Source organism: Actinokineospora inagensis DSM 44258 (genome assembly GCF_000482865.1).
GTDB lineage: Bacteria > Actinomycetota > Actinomycetes > Mycobacteriales > Pseudonocardiaceae > Actinokineospora > Actinokineospora inagensis.
The window spans coordinates 24,192-47,989 of record NZ_AXWW01000028.1 but is presented as its reverse complement, the minus strand read 5'-3'; the positions used below and the strand labels follow the sequence as shown (position 1 = coordinate 47,989).

General features: G+C 71.3%; 22 protein-coding genes. 13 read left to right on the top strand and 9 right to left on the bottom strand.

The features are described from left to right. The first annotated feature begins 130 nt into the window (after positions 1 to 130). Both H504_RS0112120 and H504_RS34680 read left to right on the top strand, forming a co-directional pair. A complete protein-coding gene (locus H504_RS0112120; protein WP_026422979.1) occupies positions 131 to 1,069 on the top strand; it encodes a ribose-phosphate diphosphokinase in 939 nt (312 codons plus the stop codon). A gap of 202 nt (positions 1,070 to 1,271) precedes the next feature. Beyond that, the gene (locus H504_RS34680; protein ID WP_084467592.1) at positions 1,272 to 2,174 is read left to right on the top strand and encodes a CapA family protein; all 903 of its coding nucleotides are present in this window, start codon (positions 1,272 to 1,274) and stop codon (positions 2,172 to 2,174) included. Here H504_RS34680 and H504_RS0112110 read toward each other — a convergent pair. Beyond that, positions 2,155 to 3,111, bottom strand: coding sequence for an o-succinylbenzoate synthase (locus H504_RS0112110; RefSeq protein WP_026422978.1), 957 nt, complete (start codon positions 3,109 to 3,111; stop codon positions 2,155 to 2,157). The two genes, H504_RS34680 and H504_RS0112110, sit on opposite strands and share 20 nt — an antisense overlap. A gap of 223 nt (positions 3,112 to 3,334) precedes the next feature. On the opposite strand from H504_RS0112110, the gene H504_RS0112105 reads away from it, so the two are divergent. Continuing rightward, positions 3,335 to 4,138 (top strand): serine hydrolase domain-containing protein, encoded by an 804-nt coding sequence (locus H504_RS0112105; protein ID WP_026422977.1) that lies wholly within the window; start codon positions 3,335 to 3,337, stop codon positions 4,136 to 4,138. Between the two features lie 49 nt (positions 4,139 to 4,187). Here the strand turns inward: H504_RS0112105 and H504_RS0112100 are convergent, their stop codons facing one another. After that, positions 4,188 to 5,843 carry a DNA repair helicase XPB gene (locus H504_RS0112100; protein WP_026422976.1) on the bottom strand — a complete coding sequence of 552 codons (1,656 nt, stop codon included), beginning with the start codon at positions 5,841 to 5,843 and terminating at the stop codon, positions 4,188 to 4,190. A 169-nt stretch (positions 5,844 to 6,012) separates the two neighbouring features. On the opposite strand from H504_RS0112100, the gene H504_RS0112095 reads away from it, so the two are divergent. Both H504_RS0112095 and H504_RS34675 read left to right on the top strand, forming a co-directional pair. Then, positions 6,013 to 6,657, top strand: coding sequence for an LppU/SCO3897 family protein (locus tag H504_RS0112095; RefSeq protein ID WP_026422975.1), 645 nt, complete (start codon positions 6,013 to 6,015; stop codon positions 6,655 to 6,657). Between the two features lie 156 nt (positions 6,658 to 6,813). After that, positions 6,814 to 7,542, top strand: coding sequence for an LppU/SCO3897 family protein (locus H504_RS34675; protein WP_051385763.1), 729 nt, complete (start codon positions 6,814 to 6,816; stop codon positions 7,540 to 7,542). A gap of 71 nt (positions 7,543 to 7,613) precedes the next feature. On the opposite strand, the gene H504_RS0112085 is transcribed toward H504_RS34675, so the two are convergent. The 4 genes from H504_RS0112085 to H504_RS0112070 are packed head-to-tail and all read right to left on the bottom strand — an operon-like array spanning position 7,614 to position 11,060. Beyond that, the gene (locus tag H504_RS0112085) at positions 7,614 to 8,381 is read right to left on the bottom strand and encodes an ABC transporter ATP-binding protein (RefSeq protein ID WP_026422974.1); all 768 of its coding nucleotides are present in this window, start codon (positions 8,379 to 8,381) and stop codon (positions 7,614 to 7,616) included. 7 nt (positions 8,382 to 8,388) lie between these two features. Beyond that, on the bottom strand, positions 8,389 to 9,189 hold the full coding sequence (locus H504_RS34670; RefSeq protein ID WP_035304138.1) for an ABC transporter permease: 801 nt from the start codon (positions 9,187 to 9,189) through the stop codon (positions 8,389 to 8,391). Further along, complete coding sequence (locus tag H504_RS0112075; protein WP_245614209.1) at positions 9,186 to 9,962, bottom strand: ABC transporter permease; 777 nt, start codon at positions 9,960 to 9,962, stop codon at positions 9,186 to 9,188. Before H504_RS0112075 ends, H504_RS34670 begins: the two co-directional genes overlap by 4 nt. A gap of 42 nt (positions 9,963 to 10,004) precedes the next feature. Further along, entirely contained in the window at positions 10,005 to 11,060 is a 1,056-nt protein-coding gene (locus H504_RS0112070; RefSeq protein ID WP_026422972.1) for an ABC transporter substrate-binding protein, read from the bottom strand. A 652-nt stretch (positions 11,061 to 11,712) separates the two neighbouring features. Between H504_RS0112070 and H504_RS34665 the strand changes: the two genes are divergently transcribed. Genes H504_RS34665 through H504_RS0112045 form a run of 4 tightly spaced genes read left to right on the top strand, consistent with a single transcriptional unit; the run spans position 11,713 to position 16,422 of the window. Continuing rightward, the gene (locus tag H504_RS34665; protein ID WP_157440361.1) at positions 11,713 to 14,676 is read left to right on the top strand and encodes a sensor histidine kinase; all 2,964 of its coding nucleotides are present in this window, start codon (positions 11,713 to 11,715) and stop codon (positions 14,674 to 14,676) included. Continuing rightward, on the top strand, positions 14,673 to 15,098 hold the full coding sequence (locus H504_RS0112055; RefSeq protein WP_026422971.1) for a roadblock/LC7 domain-containing protein: 426 nt from the start codon (positions 14,673 to 14,675) through the stop codon (positions 15,096 to 15,098). Before H504_RS34665 ends, H504_RS0112055 begins: the two co-directional genes overlap by 4 nt. 30 nt (positions 15,099 to 15,128) lie before the next feature. Further along, positions 15,129 to 15,836 carry a DUF742 domain-containing protein gene (locus tag H504_RS41960; protein ID WP_026422970.1) on the top strand — a complete coding sequence of 236 codons (708 nt, stop codon included), beginning with the start codon at positions 15,129 to 15,131 and terminating at the stop codon, positions 15,834 to 15,836. Continuing rightward, positions 15,817 to 16,422 (top strand): GTP-binding protein, encoded by a 606-nt coding sequence (locus H504_RS0112045; RefSeq protein ID WP_026422969.1) that lies wholly within the window; start codon positions 15,817 to 15,819, stop codon positions 16,420 to 16,422. The genes H504_RS41960 and H504_RS0112045 overlap by 20 nt, the downstream gene beginning before the upstream one ends. 581 nt (positions 16,423 to 17,003) lie before the next feature. Here H504_RS0112045 and H504_RS0112040 read toward each other — a convergent pair. Continuing rightward, positions 17,004 to 17,186 carry a hypothetical protein gene (locus H504_RS0112040; RefSeq protein ID WP_026422968.1) on the bottom strand — a complete coding sequence of 61 codons (183 nt, stop codon included), beginning with the start codon at positions 17,184 to 17,186 and terminating at the stop codon, positions 17,004 to 17,006. 66 nt (positions 17,187 to 17,252) lie between these two features. Here H504_RS0112040 and H504_RS0112035 point away from each other — a divergent pair, with 66 nt between their 5' ends. From H504_RS0112035 to H504_RS0112020, 4 genes are all read left to right on the top strand, one after another. Beyond that, on the top strand, positions 17,253 to 19,496 hold the full coding sequence (locus H504_RS0112035) for a helicase-associated domain-containing protein (RefSeq protein ID WP_026422967.1): 2,244 nt from the start codon (positions 17,253 to 17,255) through the stop codon (positions 19,494 to 19,496). Between the two features lie 333 nt (positions 19,497 to 19,829). Beyond that, on the top strand, positions 19,830 to 21,218 hold the full coding sequence (locus tag H504_RS0112030) for an NAD-dependent malic enzyme (protein ID WP_026422966.1): 1,389 nt from the start codon (positions 19,830 to 19,832) through the stop codon (positions 21,216 to 21,218). Positions 21,219 to 21,270: 52 nt separating this feature from the next. Then, positions 21,271 to 21,705 (top strand): cyclic pyranopterin monophosphate synthase MoaC, encoded by a 435-nt coding sequence (gene moaC / locus H504_RS0112025; RefSeq protein ID WP_051385767.1) that lies wholly within the window; start codon positions 21,271 to 21,273, stop codon positions 21,703 to 21,705. Next, positions 21,702 to 22,607, top strand: coding sequence for a molybdenum cofactor biosynthesis protein MoaE (locus H504_RS0112020; RefSeq protein ID WP_026422964.1), 906 nt, complete (start codon positions 21,702 to 21,704; stop codon positions 22,605 to 22,607). The genes moaC and H504_RS0112020 overlap by 4 nt, the downstream gene beginning before the upstream one ends. Before the next feature lie 12 nt (positions 22,608 to 22,619). Here H504_RS0112020 and H504_RS0112015 read toward each other — a convergent pair whose 3' ends face one another. Together H504_RS0112015 and H504_RS43615 are read right to left on the bottom strand one after the other, a co-directional pair. After that, on the bottom strand, positions 22,620 to 22,982 hold the full coding sequence (locus H504_RS0112015; RefSeq protein ID WP_026422963.1) for a VOC family protein: 363 nt from the start codon (positions 22,980 to 22,982) through the stop codon (positions 22,620 to 22,622). A gap of 128 nt (positions 22,983 to 23,110) precedes the next feature. After that, entirely contained in the window at positions 23,111 to 23,779 is a 669-nt protein-coding gene (locus tag H504_RS43615) for a LysM peptidoglycan-binding domain-containing protein (RefSeq protein WP_026422962.1), read from the bottom strand. Between the last annotated feature and the right edge of the window lie 19 nt (positions 23,780 to 23,798).

Below are 23,798 nucleotides of genomic sequence, written 5' to 3'. Positions count from 1 at the left end.
GGGAGGTGATCGCGCGGATCGGGTTGTGGTGTCCCGGTGCCGGGTCGGCGCGGGGTGGTTGGCAAGCGGCCATTAGGGTTGGGTCGCAGCGACCGCTGTGGGTGTGAGGCCTGCGTCGACGGGAGTGCTTGTGCGGGACATCGCCTTGTTCGGGGGGAGCGCGCACCCGGCGCTCGCCCAGGAGATCTCCGAGCACCTCGGGGCGCCGCTGCACCCGGTGCGGGTCCAGCGGTTCGCCAACGACTGCCTCGAGGTGCAGCTGCAGGCCAACTGCCGGGAGCGGGACGTGTTCCTGATCCAGCCGCTGGTGCAGCCGGTGCAGGAGAACCTGGTCGAGTTGCTGCTCATGCTCGACGCCGCGCGTGGGGCGTCGGCGGGGCGGACGACCGTGGTGCTGCCGCACTACGCGTACGCGCGGTCGGACAAGAAGGACGCGCCGCGGATCTCCATCGGGGGGCGGCTGGTGGCCGACCTGATGGTGGCCGCCGGGGCCGACCGGGTGCTGACCATGACCCTGCACTCGCCGCAGGTGCACGGGTTCTTCAGCGTGCCCGTCGACCACCTGCACGCCCTGCGCGAGTTGGCCGGGCACTTCAGCACGCTGGACCTGTCCACCACGACCGTCGTCTCGCCGGACCTGGGCAACGCCAAGGAGGCCGCCCGGTTCGCCCGGCTGCTCGGCGTCCCGGTGGCGGCGGGCGCCAAGCAGCGCTTCGCCGACGACCGGGTCGCCATCTCCTCGGTCATCGGCGATGTGGACGGCCGCGACGTCATCGTCCTGGACGACGAGATCGCCAAGGGCAGCACGGTGATCGAGCTGCTGGCCCGGCTGCGCGAACACGACGTCCGCTCGGTCCGCGTCGCCTGCACGCACGGCCTGTTCGCCGCCGGCGCCCTCAAGCGGATCGGCGACCAGCCCGAGGTCCTGGAGATCGTCTGCACCAACACGGTCCCCATCCACGAGCACTCCGACAAGCTCACCGTCCTCTCCGTCGCGCCCGCGCTCGCCGAGGCCGTCCGCCGCATCCACAACGGTGAATCGGTCAGCGCCCTCTTCGACGCCCCGTGACCCGGTCCCACAGACGCCTCGGTTCAGCCACACTCGCCGGGGTACTCTTCCTGGCTGCCTGCACCGGTGATCCCACGGTCGGGCAGGTCCCCGAGGTGACAGGCACGACCCCGCCACAGGCCACGACAACAACCCAACCCGCCACCCCGCGCTCACCGAGCAGGCCACCGCCGACGGGCACGGCACCCGCGACTACGCCCCGCTGCCGGCCGGGATCAAGCCGGTCGCCGAGGCCGCCGATGTCGCCGTCTGCCACCTGGAGACGCCGATCGCGCCCGCAGCCGGGCCGTTCCTGGGCTACCCGAGGTTCAGCGTCCCGCCCGAGATCGCGTCCGCGTTGGTGCAGACCGGTTTCGACACGTGCTCCACCGCGTCCAACCACACCCTCGACCGCGGCGCGACCGGCGTCACCAGCACCCTCGACACCCTGGACGCCGCGAAGATCACCCACACCGGTTCGGCGCGGTCCGCTGCCGAGGCGGCCCGGCCGCTGCTGCGGGACGTGGCTGGTGTCAAGGTCGGCTTCGTGTCGTTCACGTTCGGGCTGAACTCCGGCACCTCCCGCCCGCCGGGTGCGCCCTGGACGGCGAACCTGCTCACCACCGACGCCGTGTTGGCCGCGGCGAAGGCCGCGAAAGCGGCGGGCGCGGAGGTCGTCGTCGCCAGCCTGCACTGGGGTGTCGAGGGCAGGCACGAGGCGACCGCCGACCAGGTACGGACCGCGAAGGCGCTGCTGGCGGACCCGGCCGTCGACCTGATCATCGGCCACCACGCGCACGTCGTGCAGCCCATCGAGAAGGTCAACGGCAAGTGGGTCACCTACGGCCTCGGCAACATGGTCGCCCGCCACGAAGAACCCCGTGGCGACACCGAAGAGGGCGTCCTGGCCCGCTTCCACTTCACCAAGTCCGCCACCGGCTGGACCGCGGACCGCGCCGAATACCTCCCCATCCTGGTCGACCTCGGCCCGCCGATCCGGCTGCGCGACCTCAGCACCGACCCCGCCACCCCGGCCGCCCGCAAGGCGGAAGCGCTCACCCGAACCGACGGCTTCGTCCTCAGCCGGGGCGCCGCCAAGGACGGTCTCACGCGCCCCGGGAGCTGAGGGCGGTGACCCGGGCGAGGCGGGACAGCCAGCGGTCGCGGGTGCGGGGGTCGGCGTCGGGGAGGGCGTCTGGTTCGGGTGCCACGCGGGGTACGGGCAGCCAGCCGCCGACGGGGTGGAGGGGGTCGACGGCGGCATCGGCCGTCAACAGGGACAAGGTGCCCAGGCCGCACGCGTAGTCCAGTTCCGGAAGGGCCCCCGCGAGCGCGAGACCAGCCGCGATACCCACGCTCGTCTCCAGCGCCGACGACACCACGCACGGCAGCCCAGCGGACTCGGCCACCGCGAGCGCCCGGCGGACCCCGCCGAGCGGCGCCACTTTCAGCACCGCGATGTCGGCCGCCCCCGCGACGGCCACCCGCAGCGGGTCCTCCGCTCGCCTGATCGACTCGTCGGCGGCGATCGGGACATCGACTCGACGGCGCACGGCGGCCAGTTCCTCGATCGTCCGGCAGGGCTGTTCGACGTACTCCAAACCGCCCGCCGCCCGGTCCAGCGCGGTGATCGCGGCGACCGCCCGGTCCACGTCCCACGCCCCGTTCGCGTCCACTCGAACCCGGCCGGACGGTCCGAGGGCCGCGCGCACGGCAGCCACCCGGTCGACGTCTTGCCCCAGCGTCGACCGCGGGTCCGCCACCTTCACCTTCGCCGTCGTACACCCCGAGGCCCGGACGATCTCGGCCGCGCGCTCCGGGTCCACCACCGGCACGGTCGCGTTCACCGGCACCCGGTCCCGCACCGGCGCGGGCCAGCCGATGTCAGCCGCCTCGCGGGCGCAGGCGAGCCAGGGCACGGATTCGGTGTCACTGTAGTCGGCGAACGGGCAGAACTCGCCCCAGCCCGCGTCGCCGCGCAGCAGCAGGCCCTCGCGGACAGTGATGCCGCGGAACTTCGTCCGCATGGGGATGGCGTAGACACGCGTCTGCTCGGCGAACACCCCCGCATCGTCGCAGACCGCGCTGACAGAAGCTCACGATCGCCGAACAAGTGGCTCGACCCAGGGGGTTGGTTGGGTATCGGCCTGTCCACGGCGTTCCTGGCAAGGCGCCGGAACGGCCTCGTACTGGGCGTACTCGGTCGTTTCGGCAACGCGGCCAGGGACGTCGTGGGCAGGTCGAGACCCTGCCAACCCCCTGGGTCGGGTCACTAGGCTTGGTGCCATGCACAGCCTGGACGTGGTGGGGCGCTGGCCGGTGGACAACGCGGCCGCGGCGGTGGTGGCGGCCGACGGGACCGTGCTGGGGACGTTCGGCGAGCAGACCCGCCGGTTCCCGCTGGCCTCGGTGACCAAGCCGCTGTCCGCGTACGCCGTCCTGGTCGCGGTCGAGGAGGGCGCGGTCGAGTGGGACCAGCCCGCCGGGCCCGCCACCGTGCGGCACCTGATCGCGCACGCCTCCGGGCTGGCGTTCGACTCGATGACCCAGCAGGCCGAGCCCGGGACCCGCCGGATCTACTCGAACACCGGGTTCGACGTGCTCGCCGACACCGTCCACAAGGCGACCGGCATCCCGTTCGCCCAGTACCTCACCGAGGCCGTGTTCGAGCCCCTCGGCATGTCGGATTCCGCGCTGGAGGGCTCCGCGGGCGCTGGCGCGGTGTCCACCGCCGCCGACTTGGCCAAGTTCGCCGCCGAACTGCAGCGGCCGACCCTGGTCGCGGGCGAGACCGTGGCCGAGGCGACGACGGTGGCGTTCCCCGGCCTCAACGGTGTGCTCCCGGGTTACGGCATGCAGAAGCCGAACGACTGGGGACTGGGCTTCGAGGTCCGCGGCACCAAGAGTCCACATTGGACCGGAGAACGCAGCTCGCCGCGAGCCTTCGGCCACTTCGGCCAGTCCGGCACGTTCCTCTGGGTCGACCCGGAGCACGCGCTGGCCTGCGTCGCGCTCACCGACCGGCCGTTCGGCGAGTGGGCCGTGCTGGCGTGGCCGCCGTTCACGGACGGGGTTCTGGCGGACCGCTGAACTGTTCGCTCATGGCACCGGGGGTTCCCGGTGCCATGAGCGCGGGAACTCACCCGGGCAGCGGCGGTCCGAGCAGGTCGTCGGCGTCGCAGATCCGGTACGCGTAGCCCTGTTCGGCGAGGAACCGCTGCCGGTGCGCGGCGTACTCGGTGTCCAGGGTGTCCCGGGCGACCACCGAGTAGAAGTGCGCCTGCCGCCCGTCGCCCTTGGGCCGCAACAGCCGACCGAGCCGCTGCGCCTCCTCCTGGCGCGACCCGAACGTCCCGGACACCTGCACCGCGACCGACGCCTCCGGCAGGTCGATGGAGAAGTTCGCCACCTTCGACACGACCAGCGTCCGCAGCTCACCCCGCCGGAACGCGTCGAACAGCTCCTCGCGGTCCTTGTTCTTCGTCGCGCCCTGGATCACCGGCGCGTCCAACGCCTCGCCCAGCTCGGCCAACTGGTCCAGGTACGCCCCGATGACCAGGGTCGGCTCGTCCGGGTGCCGGTCCAGGATCGACTTGACCACCGGGATCTTGGTGCGCGCCGTCGAGCACAGCTTGTACCGCTCGTCCGGCTCCGCGGTGGCGTACTCCAGCCGCTCGTTGTCGGTGAGGGTGACCCGGACCTCGGTGCACTCGGCGGGCGCGATCCAGCCCTGCTCCTCGATGTCGCGCCACGGCACGTCGTAGCGCTTGGGGCCGATCAGCGAGAACACGTCGCCCTCCCGGCCGTCCTCGCGGACCAGGGTGGCGGTCAGCCCGAGGCGGCGGCGGGACTGCAGGTCCGCGGTCATCCGGAACACCGGTGCGGGCAGCAGGTGCACCTCGTCGTAGACGACCAGGCCCCAGTCGCGGGAGTCGAACAGTTCCAGGTGCTTGTACTCGCCCTTGGACTTGCGGGTGACCACCTGGTACGTGGCGATGGTGACCGGCCGGATCTCCTTGCGCTCACCGGAGTACTCGCCGATCTCGTCCTCCGTGAGCGAGGTGCGGGCGACCAGTTCGCGCTTCCACTGCCTGCCCGCCACCGTGTTCGTCACCAGGATCAGCGTGGTGGCCTGGGCGTGCGCCATCGCCGCCGCGCCGACCATGGTCTTGCCCGCGCCGCACGGCAGCACGACGACACCGGACCCGCCCGCCCAGAAGGACTCGGCGGCCATCCGCTGGTAGTCGCGCAGTTGCCACCCCTCCTCGACCAGGGCGATCGGGTGCGCCTCGCCGTCGACGTACCCGGCGAGGTCCTCGGCGGGCCAACCGACCTTGAGCAGCACCTGCTTGAGCCTGCCGCGCTCGCTGGGGTGCACGATGACCGTGTCGTCGTCGATCCGCTCACCCAGCATCGGGATGATCTTCTTGTTGCGCAGCACCTCGGTCAGCACCGCGCGGTCGATCGAGGTCATCACCAGCCCGTGCGCGGGGTGGTTGTGCAGGGTGAGCCGCCCGAACCGGCCCATGGTGTCCACCACGTCGATCAGCAGCGGTTGCGGCACCGGGTAGCGGGAGTAGGTGGACAGCGCATCCACCACCTGCTCGGCGTCGTGCCCGGCCGCGCGCGCGTTCCACAGCGCCAGCGGGGTGATCCGGTAGGTGTGCACGTGCTCGGGCGCGCGCTCGAGTTCGGCGAACGGCGCGATGGCGGTGCGCGCGTCGCCCGCGCTGGGGTGGTCGATCTCCAGCAGCAGGGTCTTGTCGGACTGCACGATCAGCGGGCCGTCTGTCACCACCCCAGTGTCGCAAACCCGACGGGCAGGCAGGGGACGGGCAGGCAGACGGGCAGGGGCGGGCACGGTGCGGGGGCGGGCACAGTTCGGTAACCGCCGCCCGTCGCCCGCGGTGCCGCCCGCTACCGTCCACGGGCATCGAACCCGCACCACTGGCACCTGGGGCAGCATGAGCAAGCCGGAAGGGCCGGAGACCCCGGTCGACCAGCCGACGCCGGAGGAACACCCGCTGGACATCTTGGCAGGCGGTGACCTCGACCCCGAGCGCGGCGAACCCGAACCCGGTGACCACGAGCGCAACCGGTTCGAGTCCGATCCCGGGCAGCGCAAGGTGTTGCCGCTGTGGGCGGTCGGGTTGATCGCGCTGCTGATCGCCGGGGTCGGGTTCGTCGTGTTCCGGTACGTGCTCGGCGACGACTCGTCGAGCGGCGCCGGGTGCGCGGTGGTGACCGGCACCAACGAGCACGCCGAGGTCCGGTTCGTCGGCTGCGACGCGGGCTCGGCGACGTTCCGGGTCGCGTCCCGCAAGGGGTTGTCGGTGGCGGGCTGCGCCGAGGGCGCCTACCGGGAGGTGCGGACGGACACGGAGCTGCTCTGCCTGATGCCGAACTTCCGGGCGGGCAACTGCTACGTCGCCGACGACGCCGACCAGGCCTTCGAGGTGGGGTCCTGCGACGCGCCGGAGGCGATCAAGGTCACCGACGAGCTGGCGAACACCACCGACTCGTCCAGGTGTCCGGAGAGTAGCGGTTTGGCCTATGCCGAACCGCCGGTCGTGTTCTGTTTGGCGCCGCCGACCCCTGCAGGCCGGTAACCACCGGGTAGCTAGTTACACAAAGTAATCTCGGTCCCAATTGTGGGGTTTCCGTTACGTCCGTTCGAGCTACGGGTTAGATTGCACCGCCGCACCAGCCGCGTCCCCAGGGGGGATGGTGCAGGCCCAGTCGCTTTTGGATCCCATGAGGTGCACATGTCCAACCCGCAGCAGCCGGGTCAGTTCGGTCCTCCGCAGGGCCAGCCCTTCCCGCAGGGTCCGGGAACCCCGCCCGGCGGTCAGCCCTACCCGCAGCAGGGCCCGGGAACCCCGCCCGGCGGCCAGCAGTTCCCGCCGCCGCCCGGCCAGGCGCCGCCGCCCCCGTTCGGGCAGCCGCCGGTCGGCTACCCGGCCGCGCCGCCGCAGGTCGCCCCGGCCAAGCGGGGTGGCGGCAAGAAGGTGCTGCGGATCGTGCTGATCCTGATCGTGCTGCTCGTCGTGGGTGGTGGCGCGGTCTACTACTTCACCAAGTCGCCCGCGACCGCCTCGGTCGGCGACTGCATCAAGATCAACAAGGCCAGCGCGACCAACGCGGACGTGGAGAAGATCGACTGCGGTGACCCGGCCGCGCTGTACAAGGTCGGCAAGAAGCTGGACAGCTCGTCCTCCAGTTGCCCGTCCGACAGCGACTTCACCGAGTTCCAGCAGACCGGCAGCAACGGCTACGTGCTCTGCCTGGCCTACAACGTGAAGAAGGGCGACTGCGTCGCCAACTACAAGGACGACGAGAAGGCCCGCAAGGTCACCTGCGGCGGCTCCGGGTCCGACCTGGAGGTCGTCGACGTGATCGACGGCAAGGCCGACCGGGAGGGCTGCGCGGACAACGTGCCGCTGGTCTACAACGAGCCGACCAAGTTCACCCTGTGCCTCAAGGTCGACGCCTGAGCCCGACCTGAGCCGGACAACCGAAGGCCCCGCCGGAACTCTGGCGGGGCCTTCGTGCTGTGACCGGTGGACTACCGAACGGTGACCGGACCGCCCTGCAACATCCCGGCGACCCTGGCCCGCAGTTCGACGAACTGCTCGCTCGCCCGGGTGGTGATCTGGTCCCGGCTGGACCCGAGCGGCACGTCCAGGTCGGCCACCACGCACGCGGGGGACTTCGACAGCACCAGCACCCGGTCGCCCAGGTACACGCTCTCGTCGATGTCGTGGGTGACCAGCAGGACGGTGGTGTCCTGCTCGCGCCGCACCCGCAGCAGCAAGTCCTCCAGTTCGAACCGGGTCTGCGCGTCCACCGACGCGAACGGCTCGTCCATCAGCAGCAGCGCGGGCCGGTAGGCCAGCGCCCGCGCGATGGCGACCCGTTGCTGCATGCCGCCGGAGAGTTGCCACGGGTACTTCTTGCCCGCCCCGCCCAGCCCCACGGCATCCAACGCCTCACCCGCGCGTGTGGACCGCTCCGAGCGCGACAGCCGCCGCAGCGGGAACTCCACGTTCCGCGTGACCGACAGCCACGGGAAAAGCGAGCGGCTGTAGTCCTGGAACACCACGGACAGGTCGGACGGCACGCCGTCCACCCGGTTGCCGTGCAGGCTCACCGTGCCGCGCGACGGCCGCAACAGACCCGCGATCGACCGCAGCAAAGTGGACTTACCGCAACCAGACGGCCCCACCACGCACACCAACTCGCCCATGCCAACGGTGAAGCTCAGCCCGTCGATGGCGGTGTAAGCGCCGTCCTTGCCTTGATACGTGTGGCCGACCCCGTCGACCTCCAACATGTTCACGTCAGCCTCCGGTGGCGATCGCCTGCGCTTCGAGCGAGTGCCGTGGCTGCCACGCCAGCGCGCGCCGCTCGAACGCCAGCAACAGGGTGTTGAACAGGTAACCGAGCACGCCCAGCAGCACGATCCACGCCCACATGTCCGCGGGCTCGTAGTCGCGCTGGGCGAGCACCAGTTGGTTGCCGATGCCGTTGGCCGAACCGACCAGCTCCGAGATCACCATCAGGATCAGCGAGATGGACAGGCTCAACCGCAGTCCCGCGAACACCTTCGGCAGCGCCGACGGCAGCACAACGCCGACGAGCCACTGCGACCGCGACAGCCGGAACACCCGTGCGGTGTCCACTTTGGTCGCGTCCACCGAGCGGGCGCCGTCCACGGTGTTGAGCAGCACCGGCCAGATCGCGCCGAACACGATGGTCGGCAACTGCATGCTGGTCGCCCCGACGCTGGCCACGAAGAACGGCACCAGCAGCGGTGGCGGGATGGACCGCAGGAAGTTGAACACCGCGCCCAGGTAGGCCATCGCGCCGCGCGAGCGGCCCAACAGGACACCCAGGGCGACGCCGATCACACCCGCCAGCGCCCAACCGCCCAGCATCCGGCTGACCCCGGGGACGATGTGGTCGCCGAACGCCGAGGAGAACCACAGCCTGCCCGCGGCGCCCGCGATCTCCGACGGCGGCGGGAAGAAGAAGCTGATGCTCGTGTCGCCGGAGCGGGCGGCGCGGGTGACCAGCTCCCACACCCCGACCGCGACGACGAGCACGACCCAGCGCTGCGCGACCCCGCTCAGCCGGTTCACTTGTCACCGCCCCTGGGCAGGTTCCACGCGAACAGCTTGCGGTGCGACCACTCCAGACCGGCGTTGGCGCCGAAACCGATCAGTCCGGCCAGGACGGTGCCCGCCAGCACGGTGTCCATGTTGAGGCCGCCGCCGCTGGCCACCTGCACGACCTGGCCGAGGCCGACCGTGCCGCCGGAGAACAGCTCGGTGCTGATCACCACGCCCAGCGCGATCGCGAACGAGAGCCGGACGCCGGTGAGCACGAACGGCGCCGCGCTGGGCAGGGCGACCCTGGCCAGCACGGCCACCCGGCCGCTGCCGAACGCCCGAGCCGTCTCGACGTGCAGCGGGTCGACCTCGTCGAGCGCGTACATGGTGTTGAACAGGATCGGCCACACCGCGCCGTAGACGGCGAGCGCGACCTTGGTGTCCGGGCCGGTGCCGAAGGTCAGCAGGGCCAACGGGATCAGGGCGACCGACGGGATCGGTCGCAGGAACTCGACAAGGGTCATCACGGCCCGCCGGACCGGCGGTACGCTTCCTAGAATCAGTCCAGCCGGTACCGCGACCAGCGTCGCGATGACCAGGGCGAGGACGGTGGCGGCGAACGTCGCCACCGCCGCCCGCACGAACTCGGGGTCGCCGAGGAGGCTGACCAGCTTGGGCAGCACGACACTCGGCGGCGGTAGGTAGTACTCCGGAACGAGATCGGTCCGGCTGGCGACTTCCCACACGGCGAAGAAGCCGGCCAGACCGATCAGGCTCGCGGGCACCCGGGGAGCTCCGCTCACGGTGATGTGTGGGCTCCCCCGGCGGGGAGCCCGCCTCCAGACCTACTTGTTGCCCGCCGAGTTGCCGCTGTTGCCGTTGACGATCATCGTGGACACGTCCAGGTGCCCCTTGATCACGCCGAACTCCTCCATCAGGTTCGCCACCCGCTGGATCCGGTTCGCCTCGAGCGAGGTCGAGTAGGTGGCGATGGTGACCAGCTTCGCGGTCTCGGCGTCGATCTTCGCGTACTTGACGAACATCGGCTCCACCTTGGACCGGTCGGTGGCCTCCGCCTGCGCCTTGGCCAGCGCGCGCTGGAACGCGGCCACGGTGTTCGGGCTGGTGGTGGCGAACTTGCCCTGGCCGCCGATGGCGACGTAACCGGACATCGGCATCTCGGCGGTCGGGCCGGACGCGCCGTCGAACACCGGGATCGCGCCGAGCTTCTTCTCCGCGGTGGTCACCCACGGCTCCACGACCACGGCGCCGTCGACGTCACCGCGCTGCATCGCCGGGATCATGTCCGGGAAGTTCATCTCGCGCCACTGGATCTGGGTGTAGTCGACGTTCTGGGTCTTGAGCACCGACATCGGCGCCAGGTCGGTCATGGTGTTGCGGGCGGTGATCGCGATCCGCTTGCCCGGGGCGTCGGTGGCCTTCTTCAGCGGCGAGTTCGGCGGCGCGACGACCACGATGTGACCGGGCTTGGCGGCCAGCGCGTCCGCGACGATCTTGAAGTCGGCGAACTTGCGGCTCTGCGCGAGCAGCGGTGCCGGGTAGGACGAGAACGCGATGTCGATGTCACCGCTGAGCACCGCGTTGATCGACGCCGCGCCGCTCGCCTCGACGACCGGCTCGACGTCGAGGCCCTGCTCCTTGAAGTAGCCCTGCTCGATGGCCCGGTAGAACGGGGCGACGTCCACGACCGGCAGCACGCCGACCTTGATCTTGGCCTTCTCCACCGCGCCGGTGCCGCTGTTGTTCTGCCCGGAGGGCGACCCCGAGTCATCGCCGCCGAGCAGACCGCAGCCGCTGAGCGTGGCGAACAGGGTCAAGGCGAGAGCGGCGATCGGCAGACGGACCCCGGCGGTCCGTCTGGTGGCAACGCGTCGAAGCATTTGGAGCCTCTCCTCGTAGGAGGTCGGTATTTGTCGAGGTGGGTGCAAGTCCCCCTGCGGAACCAAGGACGCACTCTAGAGACCAAGGGGTGCAAGTCACAATGAGTGCGCACAAGATGCCTTGCGGTGAACTCTCTCACTGATTCGGGCGGTCCTGTTGAGCCAAGTGGGGGAACTCTGCGGCCGCCCTGACCTGGGGTTACAGTCGGTAGCTGAACATCGGGATGGTTAGAGATTGCTCATCCATATGGACGATGGTGAACATGGGGAAAACCACCACAACATCACCCTGATGAAATGTTGCCGGGGCTAACTAGCGGATACTGGCTGTGATGATGCCCTGTAAGGGTTACATCGTGACGGAGAGTTCGCTACCTTCTGTGTCCACACAGTGAGGCGCTCAACCGAGCGGTAGGGGAGAGCTGGCGCCATGGTCGCGAGTAACGTTGGACCCTCCCGGTCCGACATCTTGCGGGCAGCCGCGCCACGCACCGAGCGTCCGCGACGTGCCGCGTCCTTCACTGGGGTAGCTGTCCGTTGGAGCAGGCCTGCTGGGTAACGGGCTACTGGCTCAGATGCAGGGAGTGTGCTGGCTGTGCCCGACCACACCACTGGGGTGCACTCAGGCCCAGGGAAAGACGGTGGTGCCGCCGTGTCCGAACTAGACGCAGGCGCGCCCCCCGCCCCGAGGCCCTCCGGTCGCAAGACCGTGGAGGGCGGCTCGCGGTGGCGGCTGCGCAACTGGCGGCTGCGGACCAAGCTCGTCGCGGTGCTGCTCGTCCCGGTCATCACCGCGGTCGCGTTGGGCGTGCTGCGCGCGACCAACGAACTCGACCGGGCCGACACCTTCGACCAGGCCGCCACCAGCGTCACCGCGACCCTCGACGTCGTCGCCCTCGTGCACGAGATGCAAAGCGAGCGCAACGTCATGGTCGCGTTCGTCGCGGGCGGCCGCACCGGTGACACCGCCCCGGTGCAGGGGCAGATCCAGAAGACCAACGCCACCCTCACCCGCCTCAAGCAGGCCGTGACGAAGGTCTCCACCACCAACGCCGACCTGCTCGCCTCGCTGGCCACCCGGCTGGAGGCGGTCGACGCGGTGCGCTCGGCCGCGCTGTCGAGCCTCTACCCGGACGTCGGCGTCTACCAGTCCTACACCGCGCTGCTGGAGAACGTGCTGGCCGCGGGCTCCGAGTTCACCTCGTCGCTGGCCCAGCCCGAGATCGCCCGGCTGGCCGCCGCCTCGCTGAGCATCGTCGAGGCCAAGGAGTACCTGGGCCGCCAGAACGCCATCCTGCTCATCGCGGGCGCCCGCAACGCCTTCCCGTCGAGCATGCTCGACCAGGCCCGTGCCGCCGAGGCCAGCTACAACGCCTCGATCGCCACCTTCCGGGCCAACGCCGACGTCAGCGAGGCGCAGTTCTTCTCGGACACCTTCTCCGGCGCCGAGGTCGACGACCGGGAGCGGATCAAGCAGACCGCGTTCGTCCGCGCCGAGTCGCCCACCGGCGGCGACCTCGGCATCCAGATGGACCAGCTCACCGCGGACGCCAAGGCCACCGCGACCGCGCTGCAGAAGGTCGAGGTGACGCTGCTGGGCAAGCTGCGCACCCTGGCCAGCCAGTCCGCCGACGACGCCAAGGCCAACGCCTGGCGGGACGCCATGATCGTGCTCGCCGCGATCCTGATCGCCCTCGTCGTCACCTTCATCGTGTCCCGCTCGCTGCTGGTGCCGCTGCGCGTGCTGCGCCGCGACGCCCTGGACGTGGCGAACCGGCGGCTGCCGGAGACGGTGCAGCGCATCCTCGCCGACCCCGACCCGGTCGAGGCGTCGAAGAACGCGGTGGAGCCGGTGCCGGTGTTCACCCGCGAGGAGACCGGTCAACTGGCCCGCTCCTTCGACGCGGTGCACGACCAGGCGGTCCGGATGGCGACCGAGCAGGCCCTGCTGCGCGACAACATCAACTCGATCTTCGTCAACCTGTCCCGCCGGTCGCAGACCCTGGTCGAGCGCCAGTTGTCGCTGATCGACCGGCTGGAGCAGGACGAGCAGGACCCCGACCAGCTCGCCAGCCTCTTCGAGCTCGACCACCTCGCCACCCGGATGCGGCGCAACTCCGAGTCGCTGCTGGTGCTCTCCGGTTCCGGCCTGTCCCGCCAGTTGTCCCGGCCGGTGCCCGCCGCCGAGGTCGTCGGCGCGGCCGTCTCCGAGGTCGAGCAGTACGCCAGGATCGACGTTCTCTCCGCCCCCGAGGTGTCGGTGCAGGGCCGCGCGGTCTCCGACCTGGTCCACCTCATCGCCGAGCTGCTGGACAACGCGACCTCGTTCTCCGAGCCGGAGAAGAAGGTCTACGTGCGGATGGCCGTCACCCGCAAGAAGGAACTGGCCATCCAGATCACCGACTCCGGCGTCGGCATGAGCGACGAGGAGATCGAGACCGCCAACGGCCGCCTCGCCGACCCGCCGGACATCGACGTCGCGGTGACAAGGCGGATGGGTCTGTACGTGGTCGCCCGGCTGGCCAAGCGGCACGACATCAAGGTCAGGCTGCGCGACAACGAGGACATCGAGGGCGGCCTGATCGCCCGGATCACCGTCCCGGCCAACCTGGTCCAGACCTCCAGCTCGGCCCAGCCGACCAGCATCGTCGCCCAGACCCCCAGCCTCGGCGACACCGCGGCCAAGGCCAGCGGCATCGCGGGCGCCTTCACCGGCAGCATGCCCCGGTCCCGCCCGGACACCGCGGCCCCGGTCGGCGACTCCCAGGTCGACCGCGCGGGCGAGGAGGTCGCCGGGTACCCGGCGTTCGACCCGGCCGCGTTCGCCCGCGACGGCAGCCCCGAGGACACCGGCGGCTGGGGCCCGCCCGCGTCCCCCGAGGAGATCCGGTCCCGGCTCAACGGGCACCTGGTCGACAACGCCGTCACCGGCTCCCTGTTCGGCCTCCCGCTCCCCGAGCCGGAGGACCCGCCCCGGCACGAGGCCCGCAACGGCGCCGTGCCGCACACCCCGGTCACCCCCCGCGAGGTCGACCGGTCCATCGACGCCCCCACCGAGCGGCTGCCGATCTACGAGGCCGTGCTGTCGCAGTGGTTCGAGGCGGGCGACACCGGCTCCACCCCGGTCACCAACGGCCACCTCGTCCCCGAGGAGACCATCGAGCCGGTCGAGCCGGAAGCCGTCGCCGTGGCCCCGGTGCACCCCGAGGTCCAACCCGAGACCGAGGCCGAGCTCACCGGGCACGTCGAGCCGGTACCGGCCGAGGAGCCCGAACCCGAACCTGAACCCGAGGTCGACGCCTGGCGCTCGCCGGGCGACGACGGCTGGCAGCGCGCCCGCGCACTGCTGGACACGACCGCGGACACCATCACCACCGCGGGCCTGCCCAAGCGCGTCCCCAAGGCGCACCTGGTGCCCGGGTCGGCCGGTCCGCGGGAGACCACGGCGGAGCAACCCGCCGTGCCCGCGCTACCGCCCCGCTCGGCCGACGCCATCCGCGGCCGCATGTCCAGCTTCCAGCAGGGGGTCCGTCGGGGCAGGCACGCCTTGATCGACGCCTACGCTGGTGACCAGACCGGTTCAGACGAGAGCCGCCAAGACGAGGAGCAGGAGTGACAACCGCGTCCGTACAGCAGCCCGGAAGCTTCGGGTGGCTCATCACCGACTTTGTCCGACAGGTCCCTGGCGTCGCGCACGCCGTGGTGGTGTCCGCCGACGGGTTGCTGCTGGCCGGTTCGCAGGGGCTGCCCCGCGACCGCGCCGAGCAGTTGTCCGCGGTCGCCTCCGGCCTGGTCAGCCTCACCGCCGGGGCCGCGAGGTGCTTCGAGGCGGGCGGGGTGAACCAGACCGTGGTCGAGATGGACCGCGGCTACCTGTTCCTCATGTCCATCTCCGACGGCTCCTGCCTGGCCGTGCTCGCCGCGCCCAACTGCGACATCGGGCTGGTCGCCTACGAGATGACCCTCCTCGTCGAGCGGGTCGGCCAGCAGATGACCCCGGAGCTGCGCGCGCAGCTCCAGGGCTCGCAACGCAGGTAAGACCGGGCGGAACGGCGGGGTGACGACGCGATGAGCACGGGCCGCAGACCAGCGGGCAGACGGACCGAGGACGACTTCTCCTATCGGGACCTGTTCGAGCCGGACGCCGCCTACGGTGCCCCGGACACCGAACACCCCCGGGACCAGCTTGTTGACGAGCCCGAGCGGAGGCTGCCGGAGATGACCGAACGAGGGTGGGACGAGCTGTCCGAACCCGGCCTCGGCGACCCGCCGAACCGGTTCGACATCGACGGGTTCCGGGCCAGGCTGTTCGGCGGGCCGAGCGCCACCCTCTACGGCGACCCCGGCATCCCGGCCCAGTCCGACTGGGACAGCAAGGAGATCCCGGCCGTCGAGCTCGAGCCGGAACCCGACCCGGACGAGCCCGCCCCGCACGAGACCGGGTCCCTGGTCCGCCCGTACACCAAGACCGGCGGCCGCACCCGGTCCGACTACGATCTCGCGATCGAGGCATTGGTCTCCACCAGCGACCGGGGCAGGCTGCCCGACGCCGCGGTCCGCCCGGAGCACAGGTCCATCTGCGGCCTGTGCCTGGACACCCGGTCGGTCGCCGAGGTCGCCGCCCACCTGCGGCTGCCGCTGGGGGTGGCCAGGGTCCTGATCGGCGACATGGCGGGCATGGGCCTCGTCTCGATCCACCAGAGCGGCATGGTCGTGGGTGACCGGCCGTCGATCGAATTCATGGAAAGGGTGCTCAGTGGGCTCCGCAGGCTCTAGTCCTCTCAGCGCGCGCGGCGCTGCCCCGCAGCCGACCACCTCGGCGAAGATCGTCGTGGCCGGTGGGTTCGGCGTGGGCAAGACGACCCTGGTCGGGTCGGTCTCGGAGATCGTCCCGCTGACCACCGAGGCCGTCATGACCGAGGCCAGCGTCGACGTCGACGACCTGTCGTCGACCCCGAACAAGGTCACCACCACCGTCGCGATGGACTTCGGCCGCGTGTCGCTGGACTCCGACCTGATCCTGTACCTGTTCGGCACCCCAGGCCAGCACCGCTTCTGGTTCATGTGGGACGACCTGGTCCGCGGCGCGATCGGCGCCATCGTCCTGGTCGACACCCGCCGGTTAGCGGACGCCTTCGCCTCCATCGACTTCTTCGAGGACCGCGGCCTGCCCTACGTGATCGCGCTCAACTGCTTCGACCGCGTCCTGCACCACCGCATCGAGGACGTCCGCGAGGCCCTCACCGTGGAACCCTCCGTCCCCATCGTCACCACCGACGCCCGCGACCGCGACTCCACCAAGGAAACCCTGATCACCCTGGTCGAGCACGCCATGCACCAACGCATGTCCCGCGCCGTCTGAACGTTCGCCGCATCGACGGCCCTCGGGTTCTCCCGGGGGCCGTTGCCCGTTTCCGCACCACATTTCGTGGGGCAGCAGCACACCGGTGGTGCCGGTGCGAGCCGTCATCACCGGGGAGGTCGTTGCGCCCGACCGCCCTGTCCGACGTTCTGAGAAACGCTTCCCACCACAAGCATGATCTTTCCGGGCGGAATTCCAGCGACCTGCGGTTTCTCCGCCAAGTTATCCACAGCCTGCCCAACGCCCCTCGCCCCTGCCCTTGTCAGCCGGTAGACTGGCCTCGGGGACGCCCCCCGGTGAGGGTGGGGGCCGGGCTGCGCCCGGGGGGTGCGCTAAGGGCGTTGGTGGGGGTAAGAGGTCGCGGGGCAAGGCGGTGGGTGGGGACGACCAAGTGGTCAAGTCCGCCCATGGCTGCCGGAGACAAGACACGGCGTTGAGGGTGAAGACGCCCCGTGGCTATCGGGGGTGCGGCGACGCTGGGGTGATTGTGCCGGGGGTCTGTAGGCACGGCGGAGCGAGCACCGAAGAGGCGAAGGGGGTCCTTGAGGCCGCGTGGGCGGGCGGCCTCAAGGACGGGGTGGTCAGCGGTTGATCTCGGTGACCGGGTGCACGTACGGGACCGTGTCCAGGGGGAACGTCACGTCCCCGAAGGGGGAGAGGGCGCCCTGGCGGTCGGAGGTCAGCTCGGTGACCGGGTGGGAGCCGTTGTCGTCGTCGCCGCGCCAGGTCGGGTCGACGCGGGCGGGTTTGGCGGTCTTCGCCACTGGTCCTCCTCTTGTCACGAACACTGCCGAGGTTACTGGACGGGGTCGCCGTATACCGTGGTCAGGGTGTCCGGCACCACGCTCACCGACTGGCTCCGCGCGGGGGACGACGACAGGCTCGCCGCGGTGCTGCGCGCCCGTCCCGACCTGGCCACGCCGCGGCCTGCGAACTCCACGGTCCTCGCCACCAGGGCCGCGACCAGGGCGTCGGTGGCGCGCGCCGCCGAGGGGCTGGACACGTTCACCCTCGCGGTACTCGACGCGTTCTTGGCGGCGGGCGCCGATCAGGAGCCGGTGCCGAGCGGTGCGATCGATCTCGGGGTACCGCCCGAACGAGTCTCGGCGGCAGTTGAGCAGTTGCGGCTGTTGGCGATCGCGTGGGGCGATGACGACGGGGTGTCGCTGGTACCGGCCGCGCGGGAGGCGGGTGGGCTGTTCCCGGCGGGGCTGGGGCGGCCGTCACCCGGGTTGGACGGGGTCGACGTGCGGGCGGCCGTGGCGGAGCTGCCGGAGGACGAGCGCAACGTCCTGGGCAAGCTGTCCGAGGTCGGTCCGGTCGGCAACACCAAGGACGCGGCGGCCGTGCTGCCGTTGGCGGAGGCGGTCACGCCGATCCAGCGGCTGCTGGCGCGTGGCCTGCTGACCCGGGTGGACGCGACGACGGTGGAGCTGCCCCGGCAGGTCGGGTTGGCGTTGCGCGGCGACACGGTCGTCATGGACGAGCCGGTGCCGCGGACCAAGGCGCACAAGGCCGTCGACTCGACCGCGGCGGGCGCCGCCCTGGAGTTCCTGCGGCACATGCAGACGTTGCTGCGGATGTGGTCGGACGAGCCGCCGCAGGTGTTGAAGTCCGGTGGGCTCGGTGTGCGCGACGTGCGGAAGCTCACGAAGGCGCTGGACATCGGGGAGCGGGACGCGGTGCTGCTGGTCGAGTTGGCCGTCGGCGCGTCGCTGGTGGCCGACAACGAGGCGGCGGCCAACCCCGAGTACGTCCCGACGACGCACAGCGACTTGTGGCAGTCCGCGTCCCCGGCCAACCAGTGGGCGACGCTGGCCACGGCGTGGCTCGACCTGCCGCGGCTGCCCGGTATCGGTGGTCTGCGGGACGCGAAGGAGCGGGTGCTGGCGCCGCTGTCGGAGGACCTGCGCAGGCCGGTCGCGCCGCTGGAGCGTGGTCGGGTGTTGCGGGTCCTGGCCGACCTGCGGGCGGGTACCGGCATCGTCGACCCGGATGAGCTCGCTGCGCTGCTGGCGTGGCGTGCTCCCCGCCGGGGTGGGCGGCTGCGCGACGAGATCGTCCGCTGGACGCTGGCCGAGGCGACGGCGCTGGGCGTGGTGGCGCACGGCGCGTTGAGCGGACCGGGGCGGGCGCTGCTGGAGGAGGGCACGGCGCCGTCGGCCAAGCGGATGGCCGAGGTGATGCCCGAACCGATCGACCACGTGCTGGTCCAGGCCGACCTGACCGTCGTCGCCCCCGGCCCCCTGGAGCCGCACCTGGCGGCGCGGATCAGCGAGGTCGCGGACATCGAGTCGGCGGGCAGCGCCACCGTGTACCGGGTCGGTGAGATCTCGCTGCGGCGGGCGCTCGACGCGGGCCGGTCCGCGGGCGACCTGCACGAGCTGTTCCGGGTCCACTCGCGCACCCCGGTCCCCCAGTCCCTCACCTACCTGATCGACGACGTCGCCCGGCGGCACGGCAGGCTCCGCGGCGGCGCCACCGCGTCCTTCCTGCGCTGCGACGACCCGGCGCTGATCGCCGAGGTCGCCGCCAGCCCCGCCGCCGTCGCCCTGCGGCTGCGCCGGATCGCGCCGACCGTGCTGGTCAGCCCCGTCCCGATCACCGAGATCCTGGACGACCTGCGCGCCGCCGGGTTCGCCCCCGCCGCCGAGGACGCCGAGGGCCAGGTCGTCGACCTGCGCCCCACCGGCCGCCGCGTGCAGGCCCCCGTCCGCGCCGTCCGCCGCACCGCCCCCAAGGCCCCGGACGACGACCAGATCACCGACATCGTCCACACCATGCGCGCGGGCGACCGCGCCGCCGACAGCAAACGCGGCCGATCGGTCACCGCGGCGGCGGGCTCGGGGGCGAACACCGCGGAAACCATGGCCCTCCTCCAGGAAGCCGCCCGCGCGCACACCACCGTGTGGGTCGGCCTCGTGGACGCGCACGGGGTGGCCCGACAACGCGTCCTGGAGCCGCTGCGAATCGGCGGGGGCATCCTGGAGGGCCGGGACCCGACGACCGAGGAGATCACCCGGGTACCCCTGCACCGCATCACCCAGGCCGCCCTGGTCGACCCGTCCCCCTGATCGGTCCTCCGCCGGTTTGTCCACAACGGCGCCAGTTGTCCACAGCCCACCCATGTCAGCCCTTGACAACCCGCGTTCCGCGCTACCGTCAGGAATGGGCCCCGGCGCCCCGGGTGGGTGGGGTGCTGCGTAGCCGCCGGGTGGCGAGCCGGTCAAGCGAACAACCCGGCTCGTACGGGTGTTGTGGGGGAATCCGGTGGACGCGTAGCGGTCGGTGGTCGGGGTTGTCGGCGGGAAGGTGTGATCAACGAGAGGTCGGCGCGGGGGTCGGGATCGCGCGGGGTTAGGCTCTGTGCCGATTCAGTGAATTACGTCCCATCGGGAGTGTCCGCGATGCCCGTCCCCGGTCCCGGCTATTCGATCACCGTCCGGGTTGAGGCGCCGCCGAGTGCCAGTGCGGCGGGGGATCTGACGAGCGCGGTGGGCCGGGTCGGTGGGGTGATCACGGCGTTCGACGTGGTCGAGTCGCACAGTGATCGGGTGGTGGTCGACATCACCTGCAACGCGATGTCCGCCAACCACGCGAAGGACATCACCTCCGCGTTGGAGGCGCTGCCCGGGGTCGCCGTGCGGAAGGTGTCGGACCGGACGTTCCTGATGCACCTCGGCGGCAAGATCGAGGTCACCGCGAAGGTCGCGCTCCGCAACCGCGACGACCTGTCCCGCGCGTACACCCCGGGGGTGGCGCGGATCTGCACCGCGATCGCCGAGAACCCCGATGACGCGCGGCGGCTCACGATCAAGCGGAACACGGTCGCGGTGGTGACCGACGGGTCCGCGGTGCTCGGCCTCGGCAACCTCGGTCCCGCAGCGGCCCTGCCGGTGATGGAGGGCAAGGCGGCGCTGTTCAAGAAGTTCGCCGGGGTCGACGCGTGGCCGGTGTGCCTGGACACGCAGGACACCGAGGAGATCATCCGCGCGGTGGAGTTGATCGCCCCGGTGTACGGCGGCATCAACCTGGAGGACATCGCGGCGCCCCGGTGCTTCGAGATCGAGGCGCGGTTGCGGGACAAGCTGGACATCCCGGTCTTCCACGACGACCAGCACGGCACCGCGATCTGCGTGGTCGGCGCGCTGCGCAACGCGCTGCGGGTGGTCGGCAAGGACATGGCGAAGACCAAGATCGTGGTCTGCGGGGTCGGCGCGGCCGGGTCGGCGATCATCCGGTTGCTGCTGCAGCGCACCCCGGGCGACATCGTCGCGGTCGACATCGACGGCATCGTGCACCGCGACCGGGTGAACATGGACGCCAACATGGCGTGGGTGGCGGCGAACACGAACCGGGAGAACCGGACCGGCACCCTGCACGACGCCCTGGTCGGCGCGGACGTGTTCATCGGTGTCTCGGCGCCGAACCTGTTCGGGGCCGAGCAGGTCGCCACCATGGCCGAGGGGGCGGTGGTGTTCGCCCTGGCCAACCCGGACCCGGAGATCGACCCGCTGGAGGCGCAGCGGCACGCCGCGGTCGTGGCCACCGGCCGGTCGGACTACCCGAACCAGATCAACAACGTGCTGGCCTTCCCCGGCGTGTTCCGCGGCCTGCTGGACGCGCAGGCCAGGGGCATCACCGACGCCATGCTGCTGGCCGCCGCCGAGGCGATCGCCGACATCGTGGACGGCGACCGGCTGAACCCGTCGTTCATCGTCCCGAGCGTCTTCGACGCCGCCGTGGCACCCGCGGTGGCCGACGCGGTCCGAAAGGCCGCGCAGGCGAGCCACTAGCATCAATGTCGTGGGTGAGTTCAGCCATGTGGACGTGACCGGCGCGGCCCGGATGGTGGATGTCTCGACCAAGGCGGTGACCGCCAGGACCGCCGTGGCCAGTGGTGTGGTCCGCACCACCGCCGAGGTCGTGGCCCTGCTGCGCCGCGACGGGCTGCCCAAGGGCGACGCGCTGGCCACCGCCCGGATCGCCGGGATCATGGCGACCAAGCGCACCCCGGACCTGATCCCGCTGTGCCACCCGCTGCCCATCTCGGGGGTCACCGTCGACCTGGACCTGGGTGCGACCGACGTCACCATCACCGCCACCGTCCGCACCACCGGTCGCACCGGTGTCGAGATGGAGGCGTTGACCGCCGTCGCGGTGGCCGGGCTGACCCTGCACGACATGATCAAGGCGGTCGACCCGTCGGCCGTCCTCGACGCGGTGCGCCTCGACCGCAAGGAGGGCGGCAAGTCCGGCCCCTGGACCAGGGAGACGCCATGACGCGCACGGCCCGGGTGATCACCGCGTCCAACCGGGCGGCGGCGGGGGTGTACGAGGACCGCACCGGTCCCCTCATCGTCGCCTGGCTGCGCGGCCGCGGCTACGAGACGCCCGACCCGGTCGTGGTTCCCGACGGTGTCCCGGTCGAGCGGGCGTTGCGGGACGCGGTCGGGGTGGACGTGATCATCACCACCGGCGGGACCGGCATCAGCCCCACCGACCGCACCCCCGAGGCCACCCGCGCGGTGATCGACCACGACGTCCCCGGTCTGGCCGACGCGATCCGGGCCGCCGGGCTGCCGAAGGTGCCGACCGCCGTGTTGTCCAGGGGGGTCGCCGGCGTCGCCGGTCGCACGCTGGTGGTCAACCTGCCCGGTTCGACCGGTGGTGTGCGGGATGGACTTGGTGTGCTGGAAGGGGTTCTGGACCACGCGGTCGACCAACTCGCCGGGGGTGATCACGTGCGCGTGGCCCCGCCGACCGCCGTGGTGTTGCGCGCCGAGGTCAGCGAGGCGCCGATTTCCGTTGTGGAGCACGAAGATCTGGTCGCCCACCGGGCGGCGGGTGCCGTCGTCGGGTTCGCGGGCGTCGTCCGCGATCACGACCACGGTCGCGGTGTCATCGGGTTGACCTATGAGGGGCACCCCAGCGCCAAGGACGTGATCGCCGAGGTCGCCGCGGATCTGGCGAAAACCGAAGGGGTGCGGGCGATCGCGGTCACGCACCGGATCGGGGACCTCGCGATCGGTGATGTCGCCCTGGCGTGTGCCGTCGCCGCCGAGCACCGGGCCCAGGCGTTCGGCGCGTGCGCCCGGTTGGTCGACGAGGTCAAGGCGCGGTTGCCGATCTGGAAGCACCAGCGGTTCACCGACGGCACCGACGAATGGGTCAACTGTCCTTAGTGGACCGAGGGGCTACCGGCGGATCCACAGGCAGAACGGGTGTCCGGCCGGGTCGAGGTAGACCCGGACGTCCTCTTGCGGTTGGTACTCGGCGAGCACGGCGCCCGCGGCGACCGCGCGCCGCCCGGCCGCGTCCAGGTCGGCGACCTCGATGTCCAGATGCGACATCATCTGCTGCTTGCCCCGGCGGGTCGGCCAGGTCGGCGGGGTGTATTCGGGTTCACTCTGGAAGGACAGCCCGGTGCCGCCGCCGGGCGGGCGGAGGGTGACCCAGTCCGGGTCGTCCGCGCCACGCGGCCAGCCGAGCAGCCGCTGGTAGAAGCCCGCCAGTTCGCGGGCGTCCCCGGAGTCGAGCACGGCGGCCGTCAGCGTCATCCACGGTCTCGATGCCATGCCGCCAGGTTAGGCCGGTTCCCGACCGGGCACCGGACGCGGCCGGGCCGCCACCGCACAACCCTTAAGAGGAGTGCGGTGACGGCCCGGGACAACCGCGCGGACGCGTCTTACTTGGTGGCGATCTTCTGACCGACCAGGATCAGGTTCGGGTCGCCGATGTACGCCTTGTTCAACTCGTGCAGCGCCTGCCAGCCGCCCGCCACACCGTGCGTGGCGGCGATCTTGGACAGGGTGTCGCCCGCGACGACCGTGTAGTCGCCGTTCGGGTTCGACGCGGCCAGGGTGGCCACGGCCACCGGGGCCACCGGGGCCGCCTTGGTCACCGGGGCGGCGGCGGGCTTCGGCGCCGCCTTCGGGGTGACCTTCGCGGTGGTGGTCTTCTTCGGGGCGGCGGCGGCCTTCTTGGGGGCCGCGGCCTGGGCGGAGCCGCCGTGCTTGCCGCAGACCGGCCAGGCGCCGATGCCCTGCGACTTCAGCACGTTCTCGGCGACGCGGATCTGCTCCTCGCGGGAGGCGTTGTGCGCGCTGCCGGTGCCGCCGTTGGCACGCCAGGTGCCGGGGGTGAACTGCAAGCCGCCGTAGTACCCGTTGCCGGTGTTGATGTTCCAGTTGCCGCCGCTCTCGCACTGGGCAACAGCGTCCCAGTTCACGGTGTCGGCAGAGGCGGGTGTCGCGGCGATCGCCAACGGGGCGCCGACCGCGACTCCTGCGACGAGGACGCGGGCGATGGTGCGCTGAGCGGCGTTCTGCTTGCGGTGCTTGCCTCGGTACGACATTTGGGTCTCTCCTCCCGCG

What these genes read in the sequence shown, in the direction of transcription:
- H504_RS0112105 (WP_026422977.1), top strand. Translation starts at nt 3,335, where the DNA reads ATGCACAGCCTGGACGTGGTGGGGCGCTGGCCGGTGGACAACGCGGCC.
- H504_RS0112030 (WP_026422966.1), top strand. Translation starts at nt 19,830, where the DNA reads ATGCCCGTCCCCGGTCCCGGCTATTCGATCACCGTCCGGGTTGAGGCG.
- H504_RS0112020 (WP_026422964.1), top strand. Translation starts at nt 21,702, where the DNA reads ATGACGCGCACGGCCCGGGTGATCACCGCGTCCAACCGGGCGGCGGCG.
- H504_RS34675 (WP_051385763.1), top strand. Translation starts at nt 6,814, where the DNA reads ATGTCCAACCCGCAGCAGCCGGGTCAGTTCGGTCCTCCGCAGGGCCAG.
- H504_RS43615 (WP_026422962.1), bottom strand. Translation starts at nt 23,779, where the DNA reads ATGTCGTACCGAGGCAAGCACCGCAAGCAGAACGCCGCTCAGCGCACC.
- H504_RS41960 (WP_026422970.1), top strand. Translation starts at nt 15,129, where the DNA reads ATGAGCACGGGCCGCAGACCAGCGGGCAGACGGACCGAGGACGACTTC.
- H504_RS0112085 (WP_026422974.1), bottom strand. Translation starts at nt 8,381, where the DNA reads ATGTTGGAGGTCGACGGGGTCGGCCACACGTATCAAGGCAAGGACGGC.
- H504_RS0112015 (WP_026422963.1), bottom strand. Translation starts at nt 22,982, where the DNA reads ATGACGCTGACGGCCGCCGTGCTCGACTCCGGGGACGCCCGCGAACTG.
- H504_RS0112070 (WP_026422972.1), bottom strand. Translation starts at nt 11,060, where the DNA reads ATGCTTCGACGCGTTGCCACCAGACGGACCGCCGGGGTCCGTCTGCCG.
- moaC (WP_051385767.1), top strand. Translation starts at nt 21,271, where the DNA reads ATGGTGGATGTCTCGACCAAGGCGGTGACCGCCAGGACCGCCGTGGCC.
- H504_RS0112095 (WP_026422975.1), top strand. Translation starts at nt 6,013, where the DNA reads ATGAGCAAGCCGGAAGGGCCGGAGACCCCGGTCGACCAGCCGACGCCG.